Here is a 21,750-nt window from a genome sequence, read left to right on the forward strand (position 1 = left end):
ACTGTTAAATGGCTTAATTGTTGAGTTGATAAAGGGCTGACTGGTTTTACCCGTTATCCCAATTTCTGTTATTTCTCCTTTCCTGCTATTTCAGCAGGAGGAAAATTTGTCTGCAATTCGTGTAGTGTATTTTGAAGTAGTCTGTAACAGATTTCCTGCCATGTTCGAAATAACCATCAGGCCAGGCGTGGCTATCATACGATACCTGTACAAACCGGATAACCCATTTTAGCATGAAACTATTTAACAGTTTAACCATGCAGCCGTTAAACCATACCACAGTTTAATCATCGAATATAAACTATACATCGCCTGAAGACGTGTATTTAAATACGCTACTAAAACAAAATTAAACTATGCAAAGATACAGTATTTTATGGGCCGACGACGAAATAGACCTGCTCAAGCCGCACATTCTTTTCCTGCAGGACAGAGGGTATGACATTACGCCTGTAAACAGCGGCGCCGATGCCATCGAGAAGTTTCAGGACCAGACTTTCGATATCGTTTTCCTGGATGAGAACATGCCCGGCATCAGCGGCCTGGAAACGCTGAATGAGCTGAAAACTATCCGCCCGGCTGTGCCCGTGATTATGATTACCAAGAGCGAGGAAGAGCATATTATGGAGGAGGCTATCGGCTCCAAGATCTCCGATTATCTCATCAAACCACTCAACCCAAATCAGATTCTGCTTTCTGTTAAGAAACTGCTCGATAACAAGCGGCTGGTATCAGAAAAAACCAACATGAGCTACCAGCGCGATTTCCGGCAGCTGGGCATGGCTTTTGGCGAGCGTCTGAGCCCGCTGGAGTGGGCCGACATCTATAAGAAGCTGGTATATTGGGAGCTGGAGATAGATGAAACAGAGAATAAAAGTATGGCCGATGTAATAAACATGCAGAAGGATGAGGCGAACTCAAACTTTGCCAGGTTTATCATGGAGAACTACGAGGACTGGATAAACAAGGAGGACGATGAGGCGCCGCTGATGTCGCATGAACTCTTTAAGCAGCGTGTGTTCCCGATAATGAAAGAGTCGGACCAGCCCGTATACTTTCTGCTGATAGACAACCTGCGTTATGACCAATGGAAAGTGCTGGAGCCGCTTATTTCGGATTACTTCACTGTAGATCAGGAGGAAATGTTTTATTCCATACTTCCGACTACCACCGCTTACGCCCGTAACGCTATTTTTTCAGGAATGCTGCCCACCGAGATAGCTAAAAAGTACCCGAACTTATGGGTAGCCGACGAGGACGAGGAAGGTAAAAACCTGCACGAAGCAGAATTTCTGGACATACAGCTGCAGCAAAACCGCATAACGGGCAAGCACAGTTACCACAAAATAACGAACGTAGCTGCCGGCCGGGATTTGCTCAGTAAATTCAGCAACCTGGACAGCAACAGGCTGAATGTGATTGTCTATAACTTCGTGGATATGCTTTCACACGCCCGCACCGACAGCAACATGGTGCGCGAGTTAGCACCGGACGAATCGGCCTACCGATCTATCACCAAGTCCTGGTTCCTGCACTCGCCGCTGTTTGATACGCTGAAGCTGATTGCCGAGAAAAAGGGCCGCCTCATCATCACCACCGACCACGGCACCATCCGGGTAAAAAGGCCTTTCAAGATCATTGGCGACCGCAACACCAACACCAACCTGCGGTATAAACACGGCAAAAACCTGGGGTACACCGACAAAGATGTGTTCACGGTAAAAAAGCCGGAACGATTTTTCTTGCCAAAAGCCAACGTTTCCACTACGTTTGTATTCGCGATAGAAGATTACTTCTTTGCTTATCCAAACAACTATAACTACTACGTAAACTACTACAAAGATACCTTTCAGCACGGAGGGGTGTCGCTGGAGGAGGTTATTATACCGTTTATCACGCTTTCACCGAAGAATGCATAACACAGGAGTTCAAAAAGCAAGTATAAAGATGTCGTCGTTGGCTGATTTGCCGGCGGCGGCATCAGTGCTTTTAGAGGCTATTGCGCAGGAACCTGTTATACTTTTTGAAGGGCCGATGGGTGCAGGCAAAACCACACTCATCAAAGAGCTTTGCCGGCAGCTAGGGGTGCGGGAAAACGTGAGCAGTCCTACGTTTGCGCTCGTAAATGAGTATGAAAGCGGGGAAGGGAACCTTATTTATCATTTTGATTTTTATAGGATAGCAGAGGAGCGGGAAGCGCTGGACATAGGCGCCTTGGAATATTTCGACTCGGGCAGGCTATGCCTGATAGAATGGCCCTCCCGTATACCTGATTTATTGCCGGAGCATTACTTGCTTGTACAGTTGCAGCCGGATACAGACGACGCGGCGCGAACCATGACCATAAACCAAGTATAGCAACTAGAGTATGACGCAGAAACTCGCCGTAAGTATGGGGAAGGTTGCCGCAAGTGTTGCTCTTTATCCCAAAGAGTCGATGCTGGCTGTGGAAGAGCGCAGCCGTAATCTGTTTATCGGCATTCCCAAGGAGTCGTCGTTCCAGGAGAACCGCATTGGCCTGACGCCTGACGCCGTGAAACAGCTTACCGACCACGGCCATCGCATCCGGATAGAAGCCGGCGCCGGAAGCCCTTCCAAATATTCGGATCATGAATATTCAGAAGCCGGCGCGCAGATTGTGTATGCCGTTAATGAAGTATACGAAGCTGACATCATCCTGAAGATTGCACCCCCTACCTATGATGAGATCAGGTATCTGCGCCCTGGCCAGACACTTATTTCAGCCCTGCAGTTCGGCACCCTCACTTCAGACTATATAAATGCATTGCTGGCCAAAAAGATCAACGCGCTTTCTTTTGAGCTGATCCGGGATAAATCGGAGGCAAAGCCGGTGGTACGCGCCATGAGCGAGATCGCCGGCAGCACCGTGATGCTAATTGCTGCCGAGTACCTGAGCAGCAGCAACGATGGCAGAGGTGTGATTTTGGGTGGCATTACGGGCGTGCCGCCAAGCAAAGTAGTTATACTGGGCGCAGGCACTGTGGCCGAATACGCCGCGCGGGCAGCCCTGGGCCTGGGAGCAGAGGTAAAGGTTTTCGACAACCATATTTACAAGCTGCGCCGCCTCAAACATAACATCGGCACACAGCTCTTTACCTCCACGCTCGACAAAGCTGTACTCTACAACGAGGTAAAGCAGGCTGATGTAGTGATTGGTGCTTTGGTGGCCCACGAAGGCCGGATTCCATGTATGGTGGAAGAGGGCGTGGTAGCTCAGATGAATCCAGGCTCCATTATTATAGATGTATGCATTGACCAGGGAGGCTGCTTTGAAACTTCTGAAGTTACTTCGCACAGCCGCCCGATTTACCGCAAGTATGATATCATCCATTACTGCGTGCCTAACATTCCGTCGCGCGTGCCCCGCACAGCCTCACAAGCACTAAGCAATATCTTTACGCCGATTTTCACAGAGATTTCGAAGTATGGCGGCATCAACGAGGTACTGTTCATGAACGAGCATTACCGCTCAGGCGTCTATATCTACAGGGGCAGCCTTACCAATTCTCATATCGCCAAGCGCTTTGGTATGCGTTATAAAGAACTGGGGCTGATGATAGCAGTGCGAAACTAGCAGGAACTAAGTCGTGTCAGTCCTTACAGCACCTGTCCGCTAAGCAGCAGCACTTTCCAAGCTTCGGGCACCTGATCATCTTCCAGCAGTTTTTTACTGAGTGCTTCCAGTTCCCGGCGCAATATGGCGGGTTCATTTTTATACTTGTTCAGGGTATAAGCGACCAGCGGATGTTGCCGGAATGCTGTTACTTCTTCCTCGGACGGAATGGTTTGGGTATTTCCGAGACGAGCCAGGTTGTTGCCTGTCAGAAGGTTGCTCCCGCGGATAAATGCAGGAAGGTGGTCTATGCCCATGCCTTTGCTGCGGGTGGGCTTCGGCAATTCAAAAATAGCGTCGCTGCTGGCACGAAGGTAGTAATCGCCACCCATCCGGGCTACGGCATCCAGCTTGTATGGATCTATTCTGCCGCTTTCATCAAGTATGGTTTCATCCAGGTGTATCAGCAGCACCTCGCAAATAACCAGATTGCCGGCCCCGCCGGCTGCGCCCAGGGGCACCACCTCGTTTACTTTGCACTCGAAAGCCACCGAAGCCTCTTGCACTCGTGGCGGCCTTACCAACGTCGATGCCACAGGCGTAAGACCGGATTTGGTAAACTCGTCTATATCCGGAGCATACTCAGTGCTGGCCAGCGACATTTGCTCTACTATACTATAGTTCGCAATGTTAATAACAACTTCCCTGATAGCCAGTATATTTTCGAGAGTATGTTTCGGGGTGTTATCGCGCATGCGGCGTAAAGGCGAGAAAACAAGTATGGGCGGCATGGAACTGAACATGTTGAAAAAGCTGAAGGGGCTCAGATTTACATGGCTCTCCAAACTGACCGTACTTGCAAAAGCGATCGGCCTCGGCACTACTGCTCCCGCCATCAGGGCATATACATCTGATGCCTTTTCCTTCGTTGGATCTATAGTTTTGATGCGCATGGCAGGCTGCTGTTTGTTGCTTCACTATAAAGACTACTGGCATTGCATGAATAAAAGTAATAAATCCTTTGAACTTACTTTTTGCTTCTGCTTAAAACAAGAAAGTGAATTTGGGAGCATGATACAAGAGCAGGTGATGTGTATAAAGCAGTATTTATTAAAATTTTATTTAAAAATGTAACGGAAGGCGTATAAAACGCGTCAGAGCGTGAACCAAGTTTGAGTGCAAAGACTTATGTATATCAGGCATGCAGCCCGGGTAACATTGGCAGGCTGGGTGCTGCTAATCAGAAATGCTTTAGGTTGGTTAAAATTTGGCGAATGCAGATGGTTTAATACGAAGGTTAATTATTAGCCTTATATTTGCGCTTACAAAATAAATAAAATGGGCTTACGGAGTGCTGGCGCTGTTTTGTGTTATTTTATCAATAATTTTGACATTATATATATACCTTTTAATGAATTTTACGTAACTACTCTCATGGCTGCCAAAACATATGTTTTTTACGATGTATATAAGGCGGGCCGGAGTATAAGCTACTTAATTCTAAAATAAGAAACCTAAACACCCGAAATGAAAATTAATTTACTGTATGCCTTAGGCATGCTACTGTTTGTGTCCTGTACTTCGCCTAAAAATCTGGCATACTTTAGCGATTTGCCGGAGAATTCTACGTATTCTGAAAAGATAACGAACGAAACAGAACCAAAGATTCAGCCCGATGATTTGTTAAGTATTACAGTAACAAGTTTAAACCCTGAAGCGAATGCGCTATTTAATAAAGGAGTGCTTCTCTCTGGTAATAATTCGGCAAGCGGTTCCAACCGGATTAGTGATGAAGGTTACCTGGTAAACAGCGACGGGGAAATTGAATTCCCTGTGTTGGGTAAAGTGAAACTGGGCGGTTTAACCAAGGAGGAAGCAAGAACTAAACTTGTTAAGGAATTGAATAAATATTTAAAAGATCCTGCAGTAAACATCCGCTTCCTGAATTTCAGAGTAACAGTGATTGGTGAAGTTAATGACCCTGCTACATTTACCATTCCTTCCGAGAAGATTAATATCCTGGAAGCATTGGGCCTGGCAGGCGATATGACACTATATGGAAAGAGAGAGAATGTGTTGTTGATACGTGAGGAAAACGGAATACGGAAAATGACGCGTATTAACTTAAATTCTAAAGACGCGTTTAATTCTCCTTATTTTTATTTGCAGCAGAATGATGTGGTTTACGTAGAACCGAATAAGGTACGGCAGGTGCAGGCTACTACCAACACGCGTAATATTACGCTCTTGTTTTCAGTGATATCTGTAACCACACTTATTATATCAAGATTAATCAGATAAATAGCTATCAATATGAGTATGCGTGATAAAGAAATGCTTCTGCAGGAGCCGGAGCAAATAAACCTGAAAAGTGTCCTTGTAAAGTACCTGCGATACTGGTATTTATTCGTGGCTGGCATTGTTTTGTTCCTGGGCATTGCCTTCCTGTATCTGCGATACACAACACCAGAGTACCTGATAAGCAGCATGATCCTTATCAAGGATGATGCAAAAAGCCCGGAGCTATCTGGCAGCGGTGCCCTGGACAGTGAATTCAATATCTTTCAACCCTCTAAAAACCTGAGCAACGAGGTAGAGGTGCTAAGGTCTAAGAGCCTGATGCAGCGTGTATTGTCTGAACTGGCACTAACCACAAGCTACCTGATAGAGGGAGATGTAAAGTATTCTGAAATCTATGGGGAGGATGTGCCGGTGAAGGTAATTGCCAAAGAACTAAATGAAGAAGCATATGAGGAGGATCTGACGCTCTATCTTAAGGATAGGAATAGTTTTAAACTGCAGGACGAAACAGGTATAAAAACTTACCAGTACGGGCAGCAGATAAACAAACCGTACGGCTCTTTTACAGTAGCTGCTGTACCGGGCGCATCTGACAGATATCAGAAGATTACGATTAAGTTTAATAATGTTAAAAGGCTTGCTGACTCTTACAGAGCCCGTTTAACAATAGAGCCTACCAGTAAGGATGCCAGTGTGCTGGCTGTTAACTTAACTGATGCTATTCCGGAGAGGGGTAAAGATGTTATAAACAAGCTAATAGAAGATTACAACAGAGAGGCTATGGAGGATAAAAACCTGGTAGCTTCCAGCACGATTAAATTTGTAAACGAGCGTTTGGGGTACCTGACAGACGAGCTGTCGGATGTAGAGAAAAGCGTGGAGAGTTATAAGCGTAAAAATGATGTAACAGATGTAAGTTCTGAGGCACAGATTTACCTGCAGAAAGAGAGCGATTACAACAGGCAACTGGCGGAATGGGATATTCAGCTGGAGGTGCTCAATTCAATTGAAAAGTACCTGAGCAGGAATCAGAACCAGTACGAGTTAGTGCCAAGCGGACTGAGTATTGATGATCCAACACTCCAGGGGCTAATTTCACAGTTTAATGAATTGCAGCTCGAACGCAAACGCACTTTGCGTACGCTTCAGCCTGCCAACCCGCTGGTGTTGAACATGGATGAGCAGCTCGGAAACCTAAGAGAAAACATTCTGGAGAACCTGCAGAACATTAAAAAAAGCCTGGAAATTACCCGTGAAAATCTGATGGCCAGTTCTGAAAAATACCAGTCCAGAATTCAGCAGGTGCCTGTGATGGAACGGGAATTACTGGAAATAAACAGGCAACAAAGTATAAAGGAAGGCCTTTATTTATACCTGCTGCAAAAGAGAGAAGAAGCTGCTATGTCGCTGGGAGCCACTGTGGCTAACGCGCGCGTAATAGACTCTGCTGTTTCCAGCGAGCAACCTGTTGAACCCAAGAAAGTATTAGTATACTTATTCGCTGTATTGCTTGGTCTTGGTTGTCCTTTCGCTTTCATCTTTATAAAAGATATGCTGAACGACAAAGTGCAGACGCTGCAAGATGTTGAGAAGGCTACTGCAACACCAGTATTGGGCGAAATTGCTCACAAGAAAACTGACAATGCACTGGTGGTAACAGCAGATAGCAGGGTTCCTGTGGCAGAGCAGTTCCGGCTTATCCGGGCCAACCTGCAATTTGCCACATTAGGCAAAGAGAACAAGGTTGTGCTTATCTCCTCAAGTATGAGTGGCGAGGGTAAAACTTTCTTTAGCTTAAACCTGGCGGCCAGCCTGGTGCTGGCAGGCAAGCGCGTGGTGTTGCTGGACTTTGACTTTAGAAAGCCAGGCTTATTGAGAAGCTTGGGCTTAGCTGACGAAGAGGAGGGTATTACCAGCTACCTGTTTTCCAAGGCGGTTTCTATACATGATATTATCATACCTTCTCAAGCCATGCCGGACTTGTTTGTGATAGGTGCAGGCCCCGTGCCGCCTAATCCGTCTGAGTTGATGTTACTTCCGAAGGTTGGCAAACTCATCCAGGAACTGAAAGAGGTATTCGATTATGTTATTATTGATACCTCTCCGGTAGGCCAGGTAGCAGATGCGCTGGCATTAGCCCCTTATGCTGATGCGACCATCTATATGGTTAGGAATAACTATACCTACAAAGCCCAATTGGATATTATTGACGACATCCATAAGAACAGAAAGTTTAATCAGCCAATGATCGTTATTAATGATGCTCAGAAAGAGGCTGGTCATGCATATGGATATGGGTATACCTATGGCACCAGTCCGAAGGATAATAAAGGTAAGATCAAGCAAGGAGCCTAAAAGAATTAAAGCCATTTAATATTCCTCCATATACCTATTAATAGGTGAGTTTTGTAGTACTATAAGAATATGAGCGTGCAGAATAGCTGTGCTAACTCATGTTCTTATAAATGCTACCCTTTGTAATCTTTTCTGTGTGATTAATATTTAATGAAATCTCAAAAGCTTAAGGGAAAAGCAATAAGTGGCATTTTCTGGAATTTTGTTCAGCTGGGAGTAAATAAATTCTTTGGCTTTGCTATTAAACTGGTATTAGCCAAGTTATTGTTTCCTGAACAATTTGGTCTAGTAGGGATGGCTGTCGTTTTTACCAGTTTTATCCAAGTGTTTAACGATTTAGGAATTGGGGCTGCCCTTGTTCAGCGAAAAGAAGAAAATTTAAGAGAGGCTCATTACCACACAGCTTTTTGGACCGGGGTTGTATGGTCGATAGGAATTTATTTAATAATAGCTTTTATTGTTTCGCCACTGGCAGCTATTTTCTATAAAGAACCAATGCTCCGCAGCATTATTCCGGTGCTAAGTATTGGTGTTTTATCCAGCCCTGTAAATCTGGTACATCGGGCACAGCTAACCAAATGGATGGACTTTAAAAAGCTGGCCTTCATTAGCAATGCATCTACCGTCTTTTCTGGCGTATTAGCACTAAGTCTAGCTTTTTTGGGGGCCGGTGTTTGGGCCTTGGTATTTAACTCCGTAGCTACATTCTTGGTAGCCATGCCTCTATATTTCAGAGCGACAAAATGGACGCCAAAGTTAATTTGGGAAAAGCAGGCATTTCAGGATGTTTTTGGCTTTGGTGTTTATACTACCGGCACCAACTTCATCAATACTTTAGTTTCTAACATAGATTATTTGTTAATCGGTAAACTGCTAAGTGCAGCGGCTCTGGGGGCATACACTTTGGCATTTGTGTTTACAGATACATTCAGGGACCAGTTTACATATCTTATTAATAAGGTGATGTATCCTATATACGGGCAAAAACAGGATGACCTTATTTCTTTGAGAAGCTATTATCTAAAGGTTGTAAAGTATAATAGTATTGCTATTTACCCGATGATGGTTTTTTTAATTGTGCTCGGAGAGCCATTTATCATGTATATTTATGGAGCAAAATGGGTAGACTCTATATTGCCTTTAAGAATACTGGCTTTATCAGTTATGATACATTTACTGGCTAACAGCCATCTGACCTTAATCAGGGGGCTGGGTCATGCAAAATTAGGAATGAGAGTACAGCTTATAAAGTCTGTTTTATACGTGCCAACAATTACACTTGGAATTTATCAGTTCGGGATTGTAGGAGCAGCATGGGCATATGTTTTCAATAAAGTATTGGAAGTATTTATTGCACAATATTTCCTGAAAAGATTAGTAAATGTTTCATTTGTAGATTTGTTCACGAGCATGAAAGCGCCATTAACGGCAACGGCGGTATCTTTACTTATAACCTCTTTACTTTATGATATAGGGTTACATTATATTCTTTGTGCAATAGTATTGTCTTTAAGCTACGTTGCTGTTATTTGGTTGATGATGAAAACTGAGATCATGATGCAAATCCATGAGTTCAGAGAGAGCAGGAAGAAGAAAGTGGCTTTACTTTAAAATAGTAGATCAGAATTGAATAGGCACCGATGCAAGGCAATAATATAATTTTAGTAACAGTAATAATTCCCTGCTACAATTGTGAAAAACTGGTTGGCAGAGCAATACGCAGTGTTTTAGAGCAGACTCACCCGAACATAGAATTACTGTTAATAGATAATAACTCTACAGATAATACGATTAATGTTCTGAGACAGTATGAGCGGGAGCATCCTGAAACAATCGCAGTCTTTTCCGAAAAAAAGAAAGGCGCTTGTGCCGCCCGGAATAATGGGCTGAAGAGGGCGCAGGGCCAGTGGATCCAGTTTCTGGATGCCGACGACGAACTGCTTCCTCAGAAAATAGAAAAGCAGTTAGAAATAGTAATGTCTCTTAACCCTGATGTGGTTATAGACGATTACCGTAAAGTCAAAGATCTAAATGGCAGGATTATAACGCAGAATATGGTTGCCGAAGATGATCCCTGGACTGGGTTAATTAATTCAAGGTTGGGTATTACCAGCTCAAATTTGTGGAAAAAAGAGCTGCTTCTTAAACACGAGGGTTGGGACGAAGAACTTACCTCATCCCAGGAGTATAACCTGCTATTTAAATTGCTGAAGTTTAAAGCAAAAGTAATTATTACTCATCAGATTCAGACGATTGTTTATACGCAACCTGATTCAGTTTCCCGAACTACCAATAACACGAAGGCTTTGGAACTGATTATGAACAGATATAATTTAAGATCCAGAATTTATAATTTCTTGTTTGAAAATAAGCTTCTTCAACCAAATTACAAGCGGGATATTTCCCTGTATCTATATTATCATTTGCTCCTGATAAGTGAATTTAACATGCCCTATTTTAAAGAGCAAATCAGGAATAACGATTTTGAAGAAGTCAGCTTGCTGGATAAAATGAGATTATTTACAGACTTTTTAAAAAATAGCAGTAAAAGAAAATTTGGACGCTCCAATTTAATTGTTAAGTCAATTGAGTTTCAATTCTTCTTCTTTAAAAATATCTCTTTACTAATTAATTAATATAATAAGTGGTATGATTAGTTATCATGTATCCTCAGGTATATACTAAGATATAATTGTGAGATTTACCCTTCCGTCCTGTATCCTGAGCGAAGTGTATAATGTAGATTATAACACATCTATTGGATAAACAAAAGAAGGCCAAATATTTAAATTAAGAATTAGCTTTATTTAATTCTGATAGTAATAGGCAGTTCTTCTATAAAGTAAATTTGCAAAATTAATGCGCACTTCATCAAAGCTTTAAATTTTTCTCCGTGTTACTATCTGGCAGAGTTAATGGCTTAAGTGATGCATTGATATGAGAATTTCCTATAATATTTACTTCCCAATACCTTTTAAATAATTTTTATGACGTCTAAACCTTTCATATCTATAATAGTACCGACATACCACGATTGGGAAAGGCTACAGCTGTGTATACAGGCATTGGATAAACAAACATATCCGAAAGAACTTTATGAGGTGATCATTGTGAATAATGATTCTAATGATCTTGTGCCTGACCAATATTATTTGCCCAGGAATTTTGTCATTTTGAGTGAAGGCAAGCCAGGATCATATGCAGCACGAAATAAAGGTATAGATTTAGCGAAAGGAGATATATACGGTTTTACTGATTCCGATTGTATACCTCATCCGAATTGGATTGAAAATGCTGTGAAGATTTTAGAAAAGGGCAATATAGATAGAATTGGGGGAGATATCGAATTGTTTTACCAGGACGATTCTAATAGAACCTGGGTAGAACTTTATGAGGTCGCATATGGATTCAATCAGAAAAGAATGGTTGAAGTAAATAAAGGTGCAGTAACTGCTAATTTATTTGTGAAAAAGGAGCTGTTTGATAAGGTTGGTAAGTTCGATTGTAGTAAAAAGTCAGGAGAAGATATTCGATGGAACAGGAGAGCAAACTCCTTTGGGTATAATTTGATATTTGCAAAAGATGTTAAAATTGATCACCCCGCCAGAAGTACATTTAAAGCATTAAAAAATAAGAAGTTAAGAGAACTGGGTGGGGTACTAAAATTTGATTTGAACCGGCAGAACATTTTAAAAAATGTTTCTTACCTGCCTTTCCTTTTCTACATCTCTTTCTTTCATAAAACGTATCGCCTTTTTACAACTAAAATGAAACTTTCTAAGATAGAAAAAGCTAAGGTTGTTTTAATAAATATTTATTTATTTAAACTCTATTTCTTTGAGTTCTTTAGATTAATGTTTGGTGGTGAAAGGCTGAGATAGAGAAACGTTCTTTAAAGTTTTAAATCAGGGTGGCAGATGAGCTTCTTTATTTTAGAGATTCTGAATTCATTTCCAATATGGAATCGTGTTTGACCTAGTAGATTTCACAAGTTCATGCCAAGAGGTACAAAACTAAATGGTTTAAATACTGTTCGATGAACTTTATGAAATAAGACTGCAATTTAAATTAACTAATTTTAGAGAGTTTGCTTTTTATAATTTTAATTAAATGAGAGTATTAAGAGTTGTTAACAGTAATGATGGAGGGGGCGTATTTACCTGCGAAAAGCAGTTTATAGAAGAACTAAAAAATAGAGATATTGTAGTTGATGCTGTTATACTAGGTGATGGATTAAGAGTAGATGAATATACAAGTTTGTGTAACATAACTTATAGGATCCCGGCTTTAGAAGCTTCTTATGGTGGCGCAATTCTAAAAATACTGTTTTCTATATTTCAGACCTTATTTTTCGGATCTAAATATAGCCGTATACTCGAGAAACAAATAGACGATGCAATTAAATACGATGCAATAATTTATCAAAGACCAGTTTTTATACACTTGGTTGGTAAATTATCTAATAGATTAAAAGCCAAGGCCTTGTGGCATTTGCCAAACGTGGCGAGAACATCCTTTTCAAAAAATTACTATAATTATTTCTGTAGAAAATACAATATAATTCAGGTTGCAAACAGCCATTTTACAAAAAGCACATTAGGTGTGCAATGCAGATATGTTGTATATCCTGGATTTGATGAGAAGCGTGTAAGTAAAAGCGCCCCAATTTTTAGAAATCAACTAAAATTAAGTGCAGGAACTCCGGTGTATGGTATTGCAGCAAGGATGCATGAAGATAAAGCACAGGATTTAGTAGTGGAGGCCTTTGTTAACTCTAAAGTTTCTGCTTATGGGGGGCACTTATTAGTTGCAGGTGGGCCGTTGGATTCAGATTATGCGCAAAGAGTCAAGGAAAAAGCTGGGCCATTATTAAGCAAACAAATCCATTTTTTAGGCGAAATCAGTAGCATGTCCGAATTTTATTCGAGTGTTGATGTCGTTATCAATGGACGTAGAAATGTAGAACCTTTTGGTATAACCATAGCCGAAGCAATGGGGGCAGGAAAGCCTGTTATAGCTTATAAATTGGGTGGGCCTTCTGAAATGATTATTAACAGTGTCAATGGCTGGCTGGTGGATAGCTCAACCACCAAAAGCTACGAAGATGCATTTAACCTGTCTATAACGGATAAAAGCAAATGGCTTGAAATGGGGCAGTTTGCGAAAGAAAATTCTTATAAGTTTTCTGTTAAAGAAAATGTAAGCACCCTAATAAGCATCATAAAGAACCACTAACCGTAGCAATGGTTAACATATGACTTATTAGTTTTTATTTATTGTACTTTTAGACCTTAGAAAGTGGGGCATTGCTTAATTATGCATATAGATACCATACATTCATGGAGTATTAATTCAAGTAGATATTTGGAAGTTTTGGGAGAGGCTAACAGGAAAGGACAAATACTTATTAATTAAAATGAACTCAGGAATTAAATTAAGATTATACTTTAAATTTAAAGAAAATTATACTTCTATAAAGGTTAAAATCAAGTATACATATTTTCGTTAAATCAATTTTGGAATTTGATTTCTCCTTAATCTAAGATTCAATTAATTGCTATTGAGCTGGCAAGGTTGGGAAATGATAATTTTATGATTTATTCTCGAATTCACGTTATTAAATAGTAAATCATTTCCAGATAAATGATTTACATATCTACATGTTTTTATGATTTACAGATTTAATCGATTTAATGGCTTGTATATTTTAGTACTTCTGGTAGGCTATATAATAATGAGCTTACTGCCAGGACTGGTGGGAACAAATAGTAGAATGATTACAGTGCCGTTTAGAGGATTAGTACTTCTGTGGTCATTATACATCTTAATTAGAGGAATAATATGGAAGGGACATAATACTATTCCTGCTTGGCAATGGGTGCTATTTATTGCTTTCTGGGTAATCTATGTTTTTCGAATTATCTACGATCTTTACTATGTTGGTATTAGAGCTACTGTCTTTCCGAGTACTCTTGACTATTTATTAAATGCAGTAGGTGTATGTTTACTCCCTGCCGGTGCTATCAGATATGCAGACAATGTTGATTATCAATGGGTGCTTAAATATTTTTTCAATTTATTATTAATAGCCTTACTTTTCTCTCTTCTATTAAACTTATCAAACCCCCTTGAAGAGGAGGTTGCGCATCAGGGCCAATATAGTGGAAGCTCTGCAATGAATACCATATCTTACGGACATTATGGTGTTACATTCTCTTTATTATCTATGTTCTTGTTCAATAAGAGCGGAGAGTTTTATAAGAAACTATTCTATGTCGCTTGCTTCTTCTTTGGCCTCTTTATTATGTATTTAGCGGGTAGTAGAAGTCCTTTGGTAGCTTTGATAGTATGTTTATTGTTTTTTCAGGTTAATAACACAGGTTTATTCAAAGGATTATTGTTCATCTTGCTGTTAACTGTACCTTTAATAATCTTTAGCAATCAAATTATTGAGTTTCTTTCAGGGTTTGGTGGAAGCTTTATTACTAGGGTTTTAGCTACCATTAAAACCGGCAATTCTTCTGGAAGGGATGTTTTATATGCTGAGGCTTATAATCAGTTCTTAGATTCACCTATATTCGGCAGTGCTTTTTTACTTCAAGGTGGGGTAGGTAATGGATTCTACCCGCATAATATTTTTCTTGAAGCTTTTATGGCAACTGGTGTTATTGGTGGTCTGATTTTTATATCGTGGGTATTTCAATGCTTGCGGATTTCATATAAGCTGATTTCTGCGTCTAATCAAAATGCATGGGCAGGAGTTCTCTTTCTGCAATATTTAATTTACGCTATGTTCTCCCAGGCAATCTTTAGTAATGCGGAATTCTGGTATTTGTCCGTTATCATATGGAGTATAACTTATTCATCTGTGAAGCAGAAACAGATAGAATTATATGTAACCTCAAAAAGTATAACAAAACAACTTGTTTAATTAAAACCAATAAATTTATGGATCAGAAGAAAGCTTTACATATTAATAGCTACTTTCTATCTAACAAAATACATTATAATTTTTTTAAAGAGATTATTAAGTATAGGCAGGATAAATTTTTAATACCCGTTTATAAGCATTTCAAAGAAAATCATATTGAAGGTATGGACATAGATTATGTGTTCTCCGGGATTGATAAAAAGGTTTTTTTTACAAAGGTATTTAGAGTTTTATATTTAATTTATAAAAAGAAATTAAATAGGGATGCCGACTATATACATGGTCATACCTTAATAAGTGATGGTATACCTGCCTATCTCTTAAGCCGCATAATAAAGAAAGAATTTGTAGTATCAGTTAGAAGCACTGACGTTGATTACTTTATAGCTAGAAGTTCTGTTTTTAGGTCCATTGCTAAAAAGATACTCACAAATGCCAGTATGGTGTTTCTAGTGTCTCCATCGCATGAACAGCGAATAAAGAATTTGTATCCAGAATTAGTAAACAAAAAATTCTTCTTGCTACCTAATGGTATAGATAATTTCTGGATAAAAAACTTAAATGAAGGGAAGCTAGAGAAAGCAACATTTGAAACGGTAAATATTCTCTTTGTTGGACAGATTATAAAGCGGAAGAGGCTTGATCTGCTAATCGACTTTATCCAAAAATTTGATGACAGAAGGTACAATCTAACCATAGTTGGGAAGAACAGCCTTGAGCTTGATTTTGATGAGATTTCAAGGTCTATAAATAACGGTAACTCTGTAAACTATATTGGTGAAGTAAAGGATTCAAATGAGCTTTTACAAATATATCGCAAAAATGATATATTTGTGCTTCTTTCTTATTCAGAAACTTTTGGAGTAGTCTACATAGAAGCACTATCACAAAAGTTACCAATAATATATACAAGAGGAGATGGTATAGATGGTTATTTTGAAGAGGGAGAAGTTGGGTATTCTTGTGATCATGAATCATTGGATGAATTAAAAGAGAAAGTAGATTTAACATTATCTCAATATAAGAGAATAAGTATGAATACAACAAAGAAAGCTAAACTCTTTGAGTGGGATCATCTTGTAAAGCAATACATGAACAACATTAATACTTCATTATAGCCTGATTTAACTGTCTGCCTGTTACACATTTTCATAGTCGTGTCGAATCCAGCAGCGAAATGGCCCGGAATAAAATTGCCTTGATCTTATAAAGGCGTACTATTTGTTGATGGGTGCAATGTTTGAGCCTGCGAAGAACCCAGCAGCTTTTAAGGCTCATATTCTCGATTGAATATTTGCTGTAATCTAAACCCCTGAGAGTTCCTTAGGTATCTTAAGGTAAAAGATTCATGTCTAATACTCCTAGTAATAGCATAGCTCACAAGCACTTCCCTTTATATTCATGCCGATTTGAGTATTCTACTCCCTTGCTTTGGCAGTAACCTTGGTCAATTTCACGATTCATTCAATTACCAACTGCTAATCTTTCATATAAATGCTGTAGCAAAAGTTTCGTCCGGGATTAGGCACATCCCGGACGAAATTTTTGCTACAGCATTTTGCTGATGATCGGACAGAGAAGAAATAAGTTTATTTAAGCTCCAGGATAAGGAAAGATTTATTTGAATTTACTGAGCCAAGCTGGTAGCGTACAGGAACTTTCAGGAGCTTTATATTCCAACAATTTATAGAGTCGCATTTAGTTTTATAGCAAGTAATGCTGCCCAATCGCTTATTGAGCCGCTGACAAGTCCCGGGGCCACCAAGATAAAGGTGGCGTTATCCATTATTTATACTTCTCTATAGTCTTTCTACAAAGTCAATTCCCTTTCTTTCCATCGATACTGATATACACCCAACAGGGTTTAGGATGCCAGCAAGGGTATTACGCCATCTTAAAAATATTATACCTAAAGGGGAAAGCCTGCTATCTGTTGGCAGGTACTAGGCACAAAGCTACTCTATGATTTTCCCTCCATACCAAAAAGTGAGGTGTGTCGAAAATTGTAATAGTAAAAATAGGGGAGTAGAAATAAAAGGATTGTAATTTAAACTGCGTTATCTCTTCCCCTTTGTTAAATTTCACTTCGAGTCTGACTGCGTTCTTTCGTCAAACCAGATGGCCAGTTGCTAGGCCGTCTGGCTCAAGTTACTCAGGGGTATACCCCTTTACACTGTTGGGAGAGATAAATTAGCTTCAGCACGGCCATATCCGGGGGAAAAGCTCCCTTGGTTTTGGTCACCTTTCTGACCCGGCAGTAAACGCCTTCAATAGCATTGCTCGTGTAAAAGAGTTTCCTAATCTGCTCTGTATACTCAAAGTATATTGAGGGCCTCTTCCAGTTTCGCTGTCAGTTCTCTATCACTTGTTGTCCTTTCTGCCCCAATTCTCCTCCAGTTCCAGCATCCTTCTGAAGATGTTCCCAGCGTATTGCCCTTTATATGGTCCAAGTGTGCAGCCTTTTCCTGTGCAGTGCCTGGTATTCCGGTGCTCATCCCCTTTGTTTTCTCCGGACTTGTGACAGATGGGCGCTGCCCTATGCAATGGGCCACCTCACTGACCTGACCGCCTTAAACATCATCTGCAGTATCTCCTCTTTGAAGTCCGCATTGTACTAGCAAAGGCTAAATGTAACTGGCCTCCCTTTCTCCTGATTTGCTAAGTTAAACAGATCCTTGGCCCATAGTTATTGATGCATCTCAACTTAGGCTTTTAACTCGGCTGAACAGGAGTGCCGCTTTTACATACAATAACAAGTTAAAGAGTCCACATTTAATCTGGTGTCCTTTCTTGAGATGCACTATAGTAGGTGCGTATTCTTTTAATTATGCTTTTATTTCAGCTGCTTGATATTATAACTTTAACAGTATATAAAAATGTATAAAATATTGATCTGTATATAACTATTTCTATTGTATATCTATGTAGCGTGGCTCTTTAAGAAGGTTAAATACTTGCACTAAAAATTATTTAGTTTTATTTTTCTGCTGCTTTATAAATCTGAATCACATATGCCAAGTTTGGATTTAATGCAGCATTGTGCCTGTCGTGCTATGATGTAATCACTAGGAATGCCTCTTTGAAGCTGTTGTGATAAGGTTTTAATCTGGTATATAGATTCTTAGTTTGTTATATAATTGTTATTTTAGTAGAATAGTGAGAGCTATTTTTTTAAGGAAAAGAAACGATTACGTATGATATTTAAACAAGTTATATAAATTTTCAAATAATATTGCATATTGCTATTGCGGGTATATTTTTTTTGCATAGCTTTGAATCGTAATAAATAATACACTTAATAAAATTATAACAATTATGAGAAATCAACTTTTAGCCGATGCTTGGTTCTCCCTTGTTAATGCAAATGAAATGGGTCACTGCTGTAATAGCCGGTGCTGCAGTGAACTGCTTCCGGTTACAGGTGCGGCCATTGAAAGCCAGGACAATGAGGTTGAGAAGATTATGAATGTAGTTTCAATCTCCGGCGGCAGGGGAAGCTCTTTCCGTCAGAACGGATCTATAAAAAAGAAACAGCTGGCAACTATCTGCCACTCCATCATAAATAATTCAAAAACATTATCAACAAAAAGAATGAAAAGAAATTTACTTTTCCTGTTTGCTTTATTGCTTTTATCCCTGCAGTCCTTCGGCCAGGTGGCCGGCTCCTCGTTTGAGATGTATGTGATGAACTGGCGCTTCGGGCCAAAGGCACTGGATTACTTCCAGAGCAAAAACATTGTGGTCACAAATTATTTTGGCCCTGGTTCTATACAGCAGGACTGGAACCACAGCAGGGTAGACGAGGGCAAGGTGCGGGAGACATTGCAGAAGTTGTTTAAAGATCCTAACAGCGGTGGCAAACTGGTGCTTAACTGGGAAGAACATGATGTATTCAAAGCTCTGCGGAGCTATCCTAAAACCGACAGCCGCTACAAGTATGCTGAAGGGGAATGGCGCAAACTCATCAGCATTGTTAGAGCCGTGCGCCCGAACGTAGAGATAGGCATCTATGCTATACCTTTCAGAGGGTGGAGCAAAAAGACCATCGGCTACTACAACCCGGATAGGAAGTATGACGAACTGCTATCTCTGGTGGACTTCCTGGCTCCTTCAGTGTACATACAGTTTGCAGATGAAGAGGTGGGGCATGAGCGCAACCTGCAGTTTATAAAGGACAATATGGATGTGGCGCTGGACTACGGCAAAAGACTCAACAAGCCGGTGTACCCTTTCCTGTGGGGCAGAATTCACGATACCAACACAACTTATGGATCTGAATTGATCCAGACTGAGGTGTTTGCCAAGTACGTTAAGCTTCTTTCCACTTACTCTTACAACGGCTACAAGGCCAAAGGTTTTTACTGGTGGGAATCAGGGGATAAAAGCGCAAACCTGAGCCGGGTAAATGGTATAAATGGCTGGGCCAGGGGCCTGGTGACAGACTATGCCTCCTATGATGCGCTGATGGTGAAGTATGCGGCGGCCGTTGTGAAGGCACTTGCCGAAACAACATCTACGGCTCCAGCACCAGAGCCTGCGCCGGCACCAGAGCCAGTAGCGGCACCGGCTCCTGCAGCGGCGCCTGCACCAGAGCAGGTAGTAAGCTACACCTTGTTTGATGCCAAGACAGGCAAAGAGCTACAGACGCTGGCAAATGGCGCTATACTGAACCTGGCAGAATTGCCAACAACGAGCCTGAATATCCGTGCCAACACCAACACAAAAGTAGGCAGTGTTCAATTCTCCGTAGGTGGTGCGCAGAGCAAGAATGCTACAGAGTCATTAGCACCTTATGATTTGATGGGAGATAACGGCAGCTGGACACCAGCAGTAGGCAACTACACGCTTAAAGCTACACCATACTCCGGCTCTAAAGCAACCGGTACAGCCGGCGCCTCCCTCTCCATCAACTTCGAGGTGGTGAATAATACAATACCAGCACCAGAGCCTGCGCCGGCGCCAGAGCCAGTAGCGGCACCGGCTCCTGCAGCGGCGCCTGCACCAGAGCAGGTAGTAAGCTACACCTTGTTTGATGCCAAGACAGGCAAAGAGCTACAGACGCTGGCAAATGGCGCTATACTGAACCTGGCAGAATTGCCAACAACGAGCCTGAATATCCGTGCCAACACCAACACAAAAGTAGGCAGTGTTCAATTCTCCGTAGGTGGTGCGCAGAGCAAGAATGCTACAGAGTCATTAGCACCTTATGATTTGATGGGAGATAACGGCAGCTGGACACCAGCAGTAGGCAACTACACGCTTAAAGCTACACCATACTCCGGCTCTAAAGCAACCGGTACAGCCGGCGCCTCCCTCTCCATCAACTTCGAGGTGGTGAATAATACAATACCAGCACCAGAGCCTGCGCCGGCACCAGAGCCAGAGTCAGCACCTGCTCCGGTTGTCCAGGAGAATAGCTTGACCTTGATTAATGCCGATACGGATGAAGATATTCTGATGCTGGCAAACGGCGCAACCATAAACCTGGCCGCCCTGCCGACCAAAAACCTGAACATCCGTTACAATGCAGGTCCGGATATGAGAAGTGTTGTGTTCTCGCTAAGTGGGATGAAGAGCATAAACAAGGTAGAGTCGGGAGCGCCTTTCGCATTATTCGGTGACTTGAACAGCGACTATTATGCCTGGACACCTGCCCTGGGGAATTATACCCTCAAAGCAACCTCTTACACTGGCTCCAAGGCAACGGGTTCTGTCGTTTCTTCTGTTAAAATTAGCTTCTCCGTAGTAAACAACAGTAACATCACAGACGCCTCAACTATCAGTAAATTAGCTGTGAGCAGCAGCATAACAGAGGGTAACAGCCTTTCAGCCGACGCTTTGACAGTTTACCCGGTTCCTGCTACAACCGTGCTGTATGTGGAGTTAGGGCAGCAGGCAGGTGAAGGTAAAGCAACTGTTGAATTACATGACCTGAATGGCAAGGTAGTGCTGGCCAGGGAAGTAAACACAGCTACTGAAGGACGTAAGGCGGAGCTTGATGTAAATAACATAAAAGCAGGCATGTATATACTTTCAGTAAACTCTTCTGCCGGCCATATGACGAAGCGTGTCGTTATAGACTAAATAAGCAGGAATGACTATTGGCCATCTTAGGCGGAAGGCATCTTAAAACAGGCAGAAAAAAACAAGGCAAACGAATTCGTCTGCCTTGTTTTTTTCTGCCTGTTTTGGCTTTATAACTTGTCGTAGATGAGTAATATTAGAGGGAGTAAATGTCAAAGCCGTAGCGGATAAAGGCGAAAAGCCAGGCGCTTCCTGTGTAGAAATTCCTCACATTGTTGAGTTTCTACACAGGAAGCGCCTGGCTTTTCTACATATTAGGCTAGCTGTATTAATCGTAATCAACTAATCCTTAGTACATTATATTGGGAGTAGCTTAATGGCATAGTTATATCATTACTCTCTAATGAAAAGTATTAATTACAATTATCCGGGAGTAATTGCTTTTACAGTTTTATACCTGCTTTAAAAGAGAAATGTTTCGGATAATAAGAAAAAAGTTTTGAATTGAGAATCCAAACCTGGTGTAAAGAGTGAAATTTTTAATTCAGCAAGTGTAAATACCCCT

Annotated in this window: 13 protein-coding genes and 1 pseudogene; 12 read left to right on the top strand and 2 right to left on the bottom strand. The window is 41.1% G+C overall.

The features are described 5' to 3' along the window. The first annotated feature begins 356 nt into the window (after window positions 1-356). From porX to I2I11_RS04425, 3 genes are read left to right on the top strand one after another with little or no spacing between them, the layout of a single operon-like run. On the top strand, window positions 357-1,919 hold the full coding sequence (porX, locus tag I2I11_RS04415; protein WP_196266416.1) for a T9SS response regulator signal transducer PorX: 1,563 nt from the start codon (window positions 357-359) through the stop codon (window positions 1,917-1,919). Beyond that, entirely contained in the window at window positions 1,912-2,358 is a 447-nt protein-coding gene (gene tsaE / locus I2I11_RS04420; protein WP_370582910.1) for a tRNA (adenosine(37)-N6)-threonylcarbamoyltransferase complex ATPase subunit type 1 TsaE, read from the top strand. Before porX ends, tsaE begins: the two co-directional genes overlap by 8 nt. A 10-nt stretch (window positions 2,359-2,368) precedes the next feature. Then, window positions 2,369-3,595: an alanine dehydrogenase gene (locus I2I11_RS04425; protein ID WP_196266417.1), complete on the top strand. Its 1,227-nt coding sequence runs from the start codon at window positions 2,369-2,371 to the stop codon at window positions 3,593-3,595. Window positions 3,596-3,618: 23 nt separating this feature from the next. Here I2I11_RS04425 and I2I11_RS04430 read toward each other — a convergent pair whose 3' ends face one another. Next, window positions 3,619-4,527: a flavin reductase family protein gene (locus I2I11_RS04430; RefSeq protein WP_196266418.1), complete on the bottom strand. Its 909-nt coding sequence runs from the start codon at window positions 4,525-4,527 to the stop codon at window positions 3,619-3,621. A 574-nt stretch (window positions 4,528-5,101) separates the two neighbouring features. On the opposite strand from I2I11_RS04430, the gene I2I11_RS04435 reads away from it, so the two are divergent. The 8 genes from I2I11_RS04435 (at window position 5,102) to I2I11_RS04470 (ending at window position 16,279) form a co-directional block, all read left to right on the top strand. Next, the gene (locus I2I11_RS04435; RefSeq protein ID WP_196266419.1) at window positions 5,102-5,875 is read left to right on the top strand and encodes a polysaccharide biosynthesis/export family protein; all 774 of its coding nucleotides are present in this window, start codon (window positions 5,102-5,104) and stop codon (window positions 5,873-5,875) included. Between the two features lie 18 nt (window positions 5,876-5,893). Further along, window positions 5,894-8,230: a GumC family protein gene (locus I2I11_RS04440; protein WP_196266420.1), complete on the top strand. Its 2,337-nt coding sequence runs from the start codon at window positions 5,894-5,896 to the stop codon at window positions 8,228-8,230. Window positions 8,231-8,380: 150 nt separating this feature from the next. Beyond that, a complete protein-coding gene (locus tag I2I11_RS04445) occupies window positions 8,381-9,841 on the top strand; it encodes a lipopolysaccharide biosynthesis protein (RefSeq protein ID WP_196266421.1) in 1,461 nt (486 codons plus the stop codon). A gap of 29 nt (window positions 9,842-9,870) precedes the next feature. Continuing rightward, window positions 9,871-10,866, top strand: a complete 996-nt coding sequence (locus I2I11_RS04450) for a glycosyltransferase family 2 protein (RefSeq protein WP_196266422.1) — start codon at window positions 9,871-9,873, stop codon at window positions 10,864-10,866. Between the two features lie 351 nt (window positions 10,867-11,217). Then, window positions 11,218-12,111: a glycosyltransferase family 2 protein gene (locus tag I2I11_RS04455; RefSeq protein ID WP_196266423.1), complete on the top strand. Its 894-nt coding sequence runs from the start codon at window positions 11,218-11,220 to the stop codon at window positions 12,109-12,111. A gap of 229 nt (window positions 12,112-12,340) precedes the next feature. Further along, complete coding sequence (locus I2I11_RS04460; RefSeq protein WP_196266424.1) at window positions 12,341-13,465, top strand: glycosyltransferase family 4 protein; 1,125 nt, start codon at window positions 12,341-12,343, stop codon at window positions 13,463-13,465. A 433-nt stretch (window positions 13,466-13,898) separates the two neighbouring features. After that, window positions 13,899-15,161: an O-antigen ligase family protein gene (locus tag I2I11_RS04465; RefSeq protein ID WP_196266425.1), complete on the top strand. Its 1,263-nt coding sequence runs from the start codon at window positions 13,899-13,901 to the stop codon at window positions 15,159-15,161. A gap of 17 nt (window positions 15,162-15,178) precedes the next feature. Further along, entirely contained in the window at window positions 15,179-16,279 is a 1,101-nt protein-coding gene (locus I2I11_RS04470; RefSeq protein WP_196266426.1) for a glycosyltransferase, read from the top strand. 1,011 nt (window positions 16,280-17,290) lie between these two features. On the opposite strand, the pseudogene I2I11_RS21650 reads toward I2I11_RS04470, so the two are convergent. Next, window positions 17,291-17,570, bottom strand: a pseudogene (locus I2I11_RS21650) (transposase); the annotation flags it as partial. A 1,182-nt stretch (window positions 17,571-18,752) separates the two neighbouring features. Between I2I11_RS21650 and I2I11_RS04480 the strand changes: the two are divergent. Next, window positions 18,753-21,245, top strand: coding sequence for a T9SS type A sorting domain-containing protein (locus I2I11_RS04480; RefSeq protein ID WP_196266427.1), 2,493 nt, complete (start codon window positions 18,753-18,755; stop codon window positions 21,243-21,245). Window positions 21,246-21,750: the final 505 nt, after the last annotated feature.

Source organism: Pontibacter rufus, from assembly GCF_015694705.1.
GTDB lineage: Bacteria > Bacteroidota > Bacteroidia > Cytophagales > Hymenobacteraceae > Pontibacter > Pontibacter rufus.

Excerpts from the sequence above, each read along its gene's own strand:
- porX (WP_196266416.1), top strand. The coding sequence starts at position 357 with ATGCAAAGATACAGTATTTTATGGGCCGACGACGAAATAGACCTGCTC.
- tsaE (WP_370582910.1), top strand. The coding sequence starts at position 1,912 with ATGCATAACACAGGAGTTCAAAAAGCAAGTATAAAGATGTCGTCGTTG.
- I2I11_RS04425 (WP_196266417.1), top strand. The coding sequence starts at position 2,369 with ATGACGCAGAAACTCGCCGTAAGTATGGGGAAGGTTGCCGCAAGTGTT.
- I2I11_RS04430 (WP_196266418.1), bottom strand. The coding sequence starts at position 4,527 with ATGCGCATCAAAACTATAGATCCAACGAAGGAAAAGGCATCAGATGTA.
- I2I11_RS04435 (WP_196266419.1), top strand. The coding sequence starts at position 5,102 with ATGAAAATTAATTTACTGTATGCCTTAGGCATGCTACTGTTTGTGTCC.
- I2I11_RS04440 (WP_196266420.1), top strand. The coding sequence starts at position 5,894 with ATGCGTGATAAAGAAATGCTTCTGCAGGAGCCGGAGCAAATAAACCTG.
- I2I11_RS04445 (WP_196266421.1), top strand. The coding sequence starts at position 8,381 with ATGAAATCTCAAAAGCTTAAGGGAAAAGCAATAAGTGGCATTTTCTGG.
- I2I11_RS04450 (WP_196266422.1), top strand. The coding sequence starts at position 9,871 with ATGCAAGGCAATAATATAATTTTAGTAACAGTAATAATTCCCTGCTAC.
- I2I11_RS04455 (WP_196266423.1), top strand. The coding sequence starts at position 11,218 with ATGACGTCTAAACCTTTCATATCTATAATAGTACCGACATACCACGAT.
- I2I11_RS04460 (WP_196266424.1), top strand. The coding sequence starts at position 12,341 with ATGAGAGTATTAAGAGTTGTTAACAGTAATGATGGAGGGGGCGTATTT.
- I2I11_RS04465 (WP_196266425.1), top strand. The coding sequence starts at position 13,899 with ATGATTTACAGATTTAATCGATTTAATGGCTTGTATATTTTAGTACTT.
- I2I11_RS04470 (WP_196266426.1), top strand. The coding sequence starts at position 15,179 with ATGGATCAGAAGAAAGCTTTACATATTAATAGCTACTTTCTATCTAAC.
- I2I11_RS04480 (WP_196266427.1), top strand. The coding sequence starts at position 18,753 with ATGAAAAGAAATTTACTTTTCCTGTTTGCTTTATTGCTTTTATCCCTG.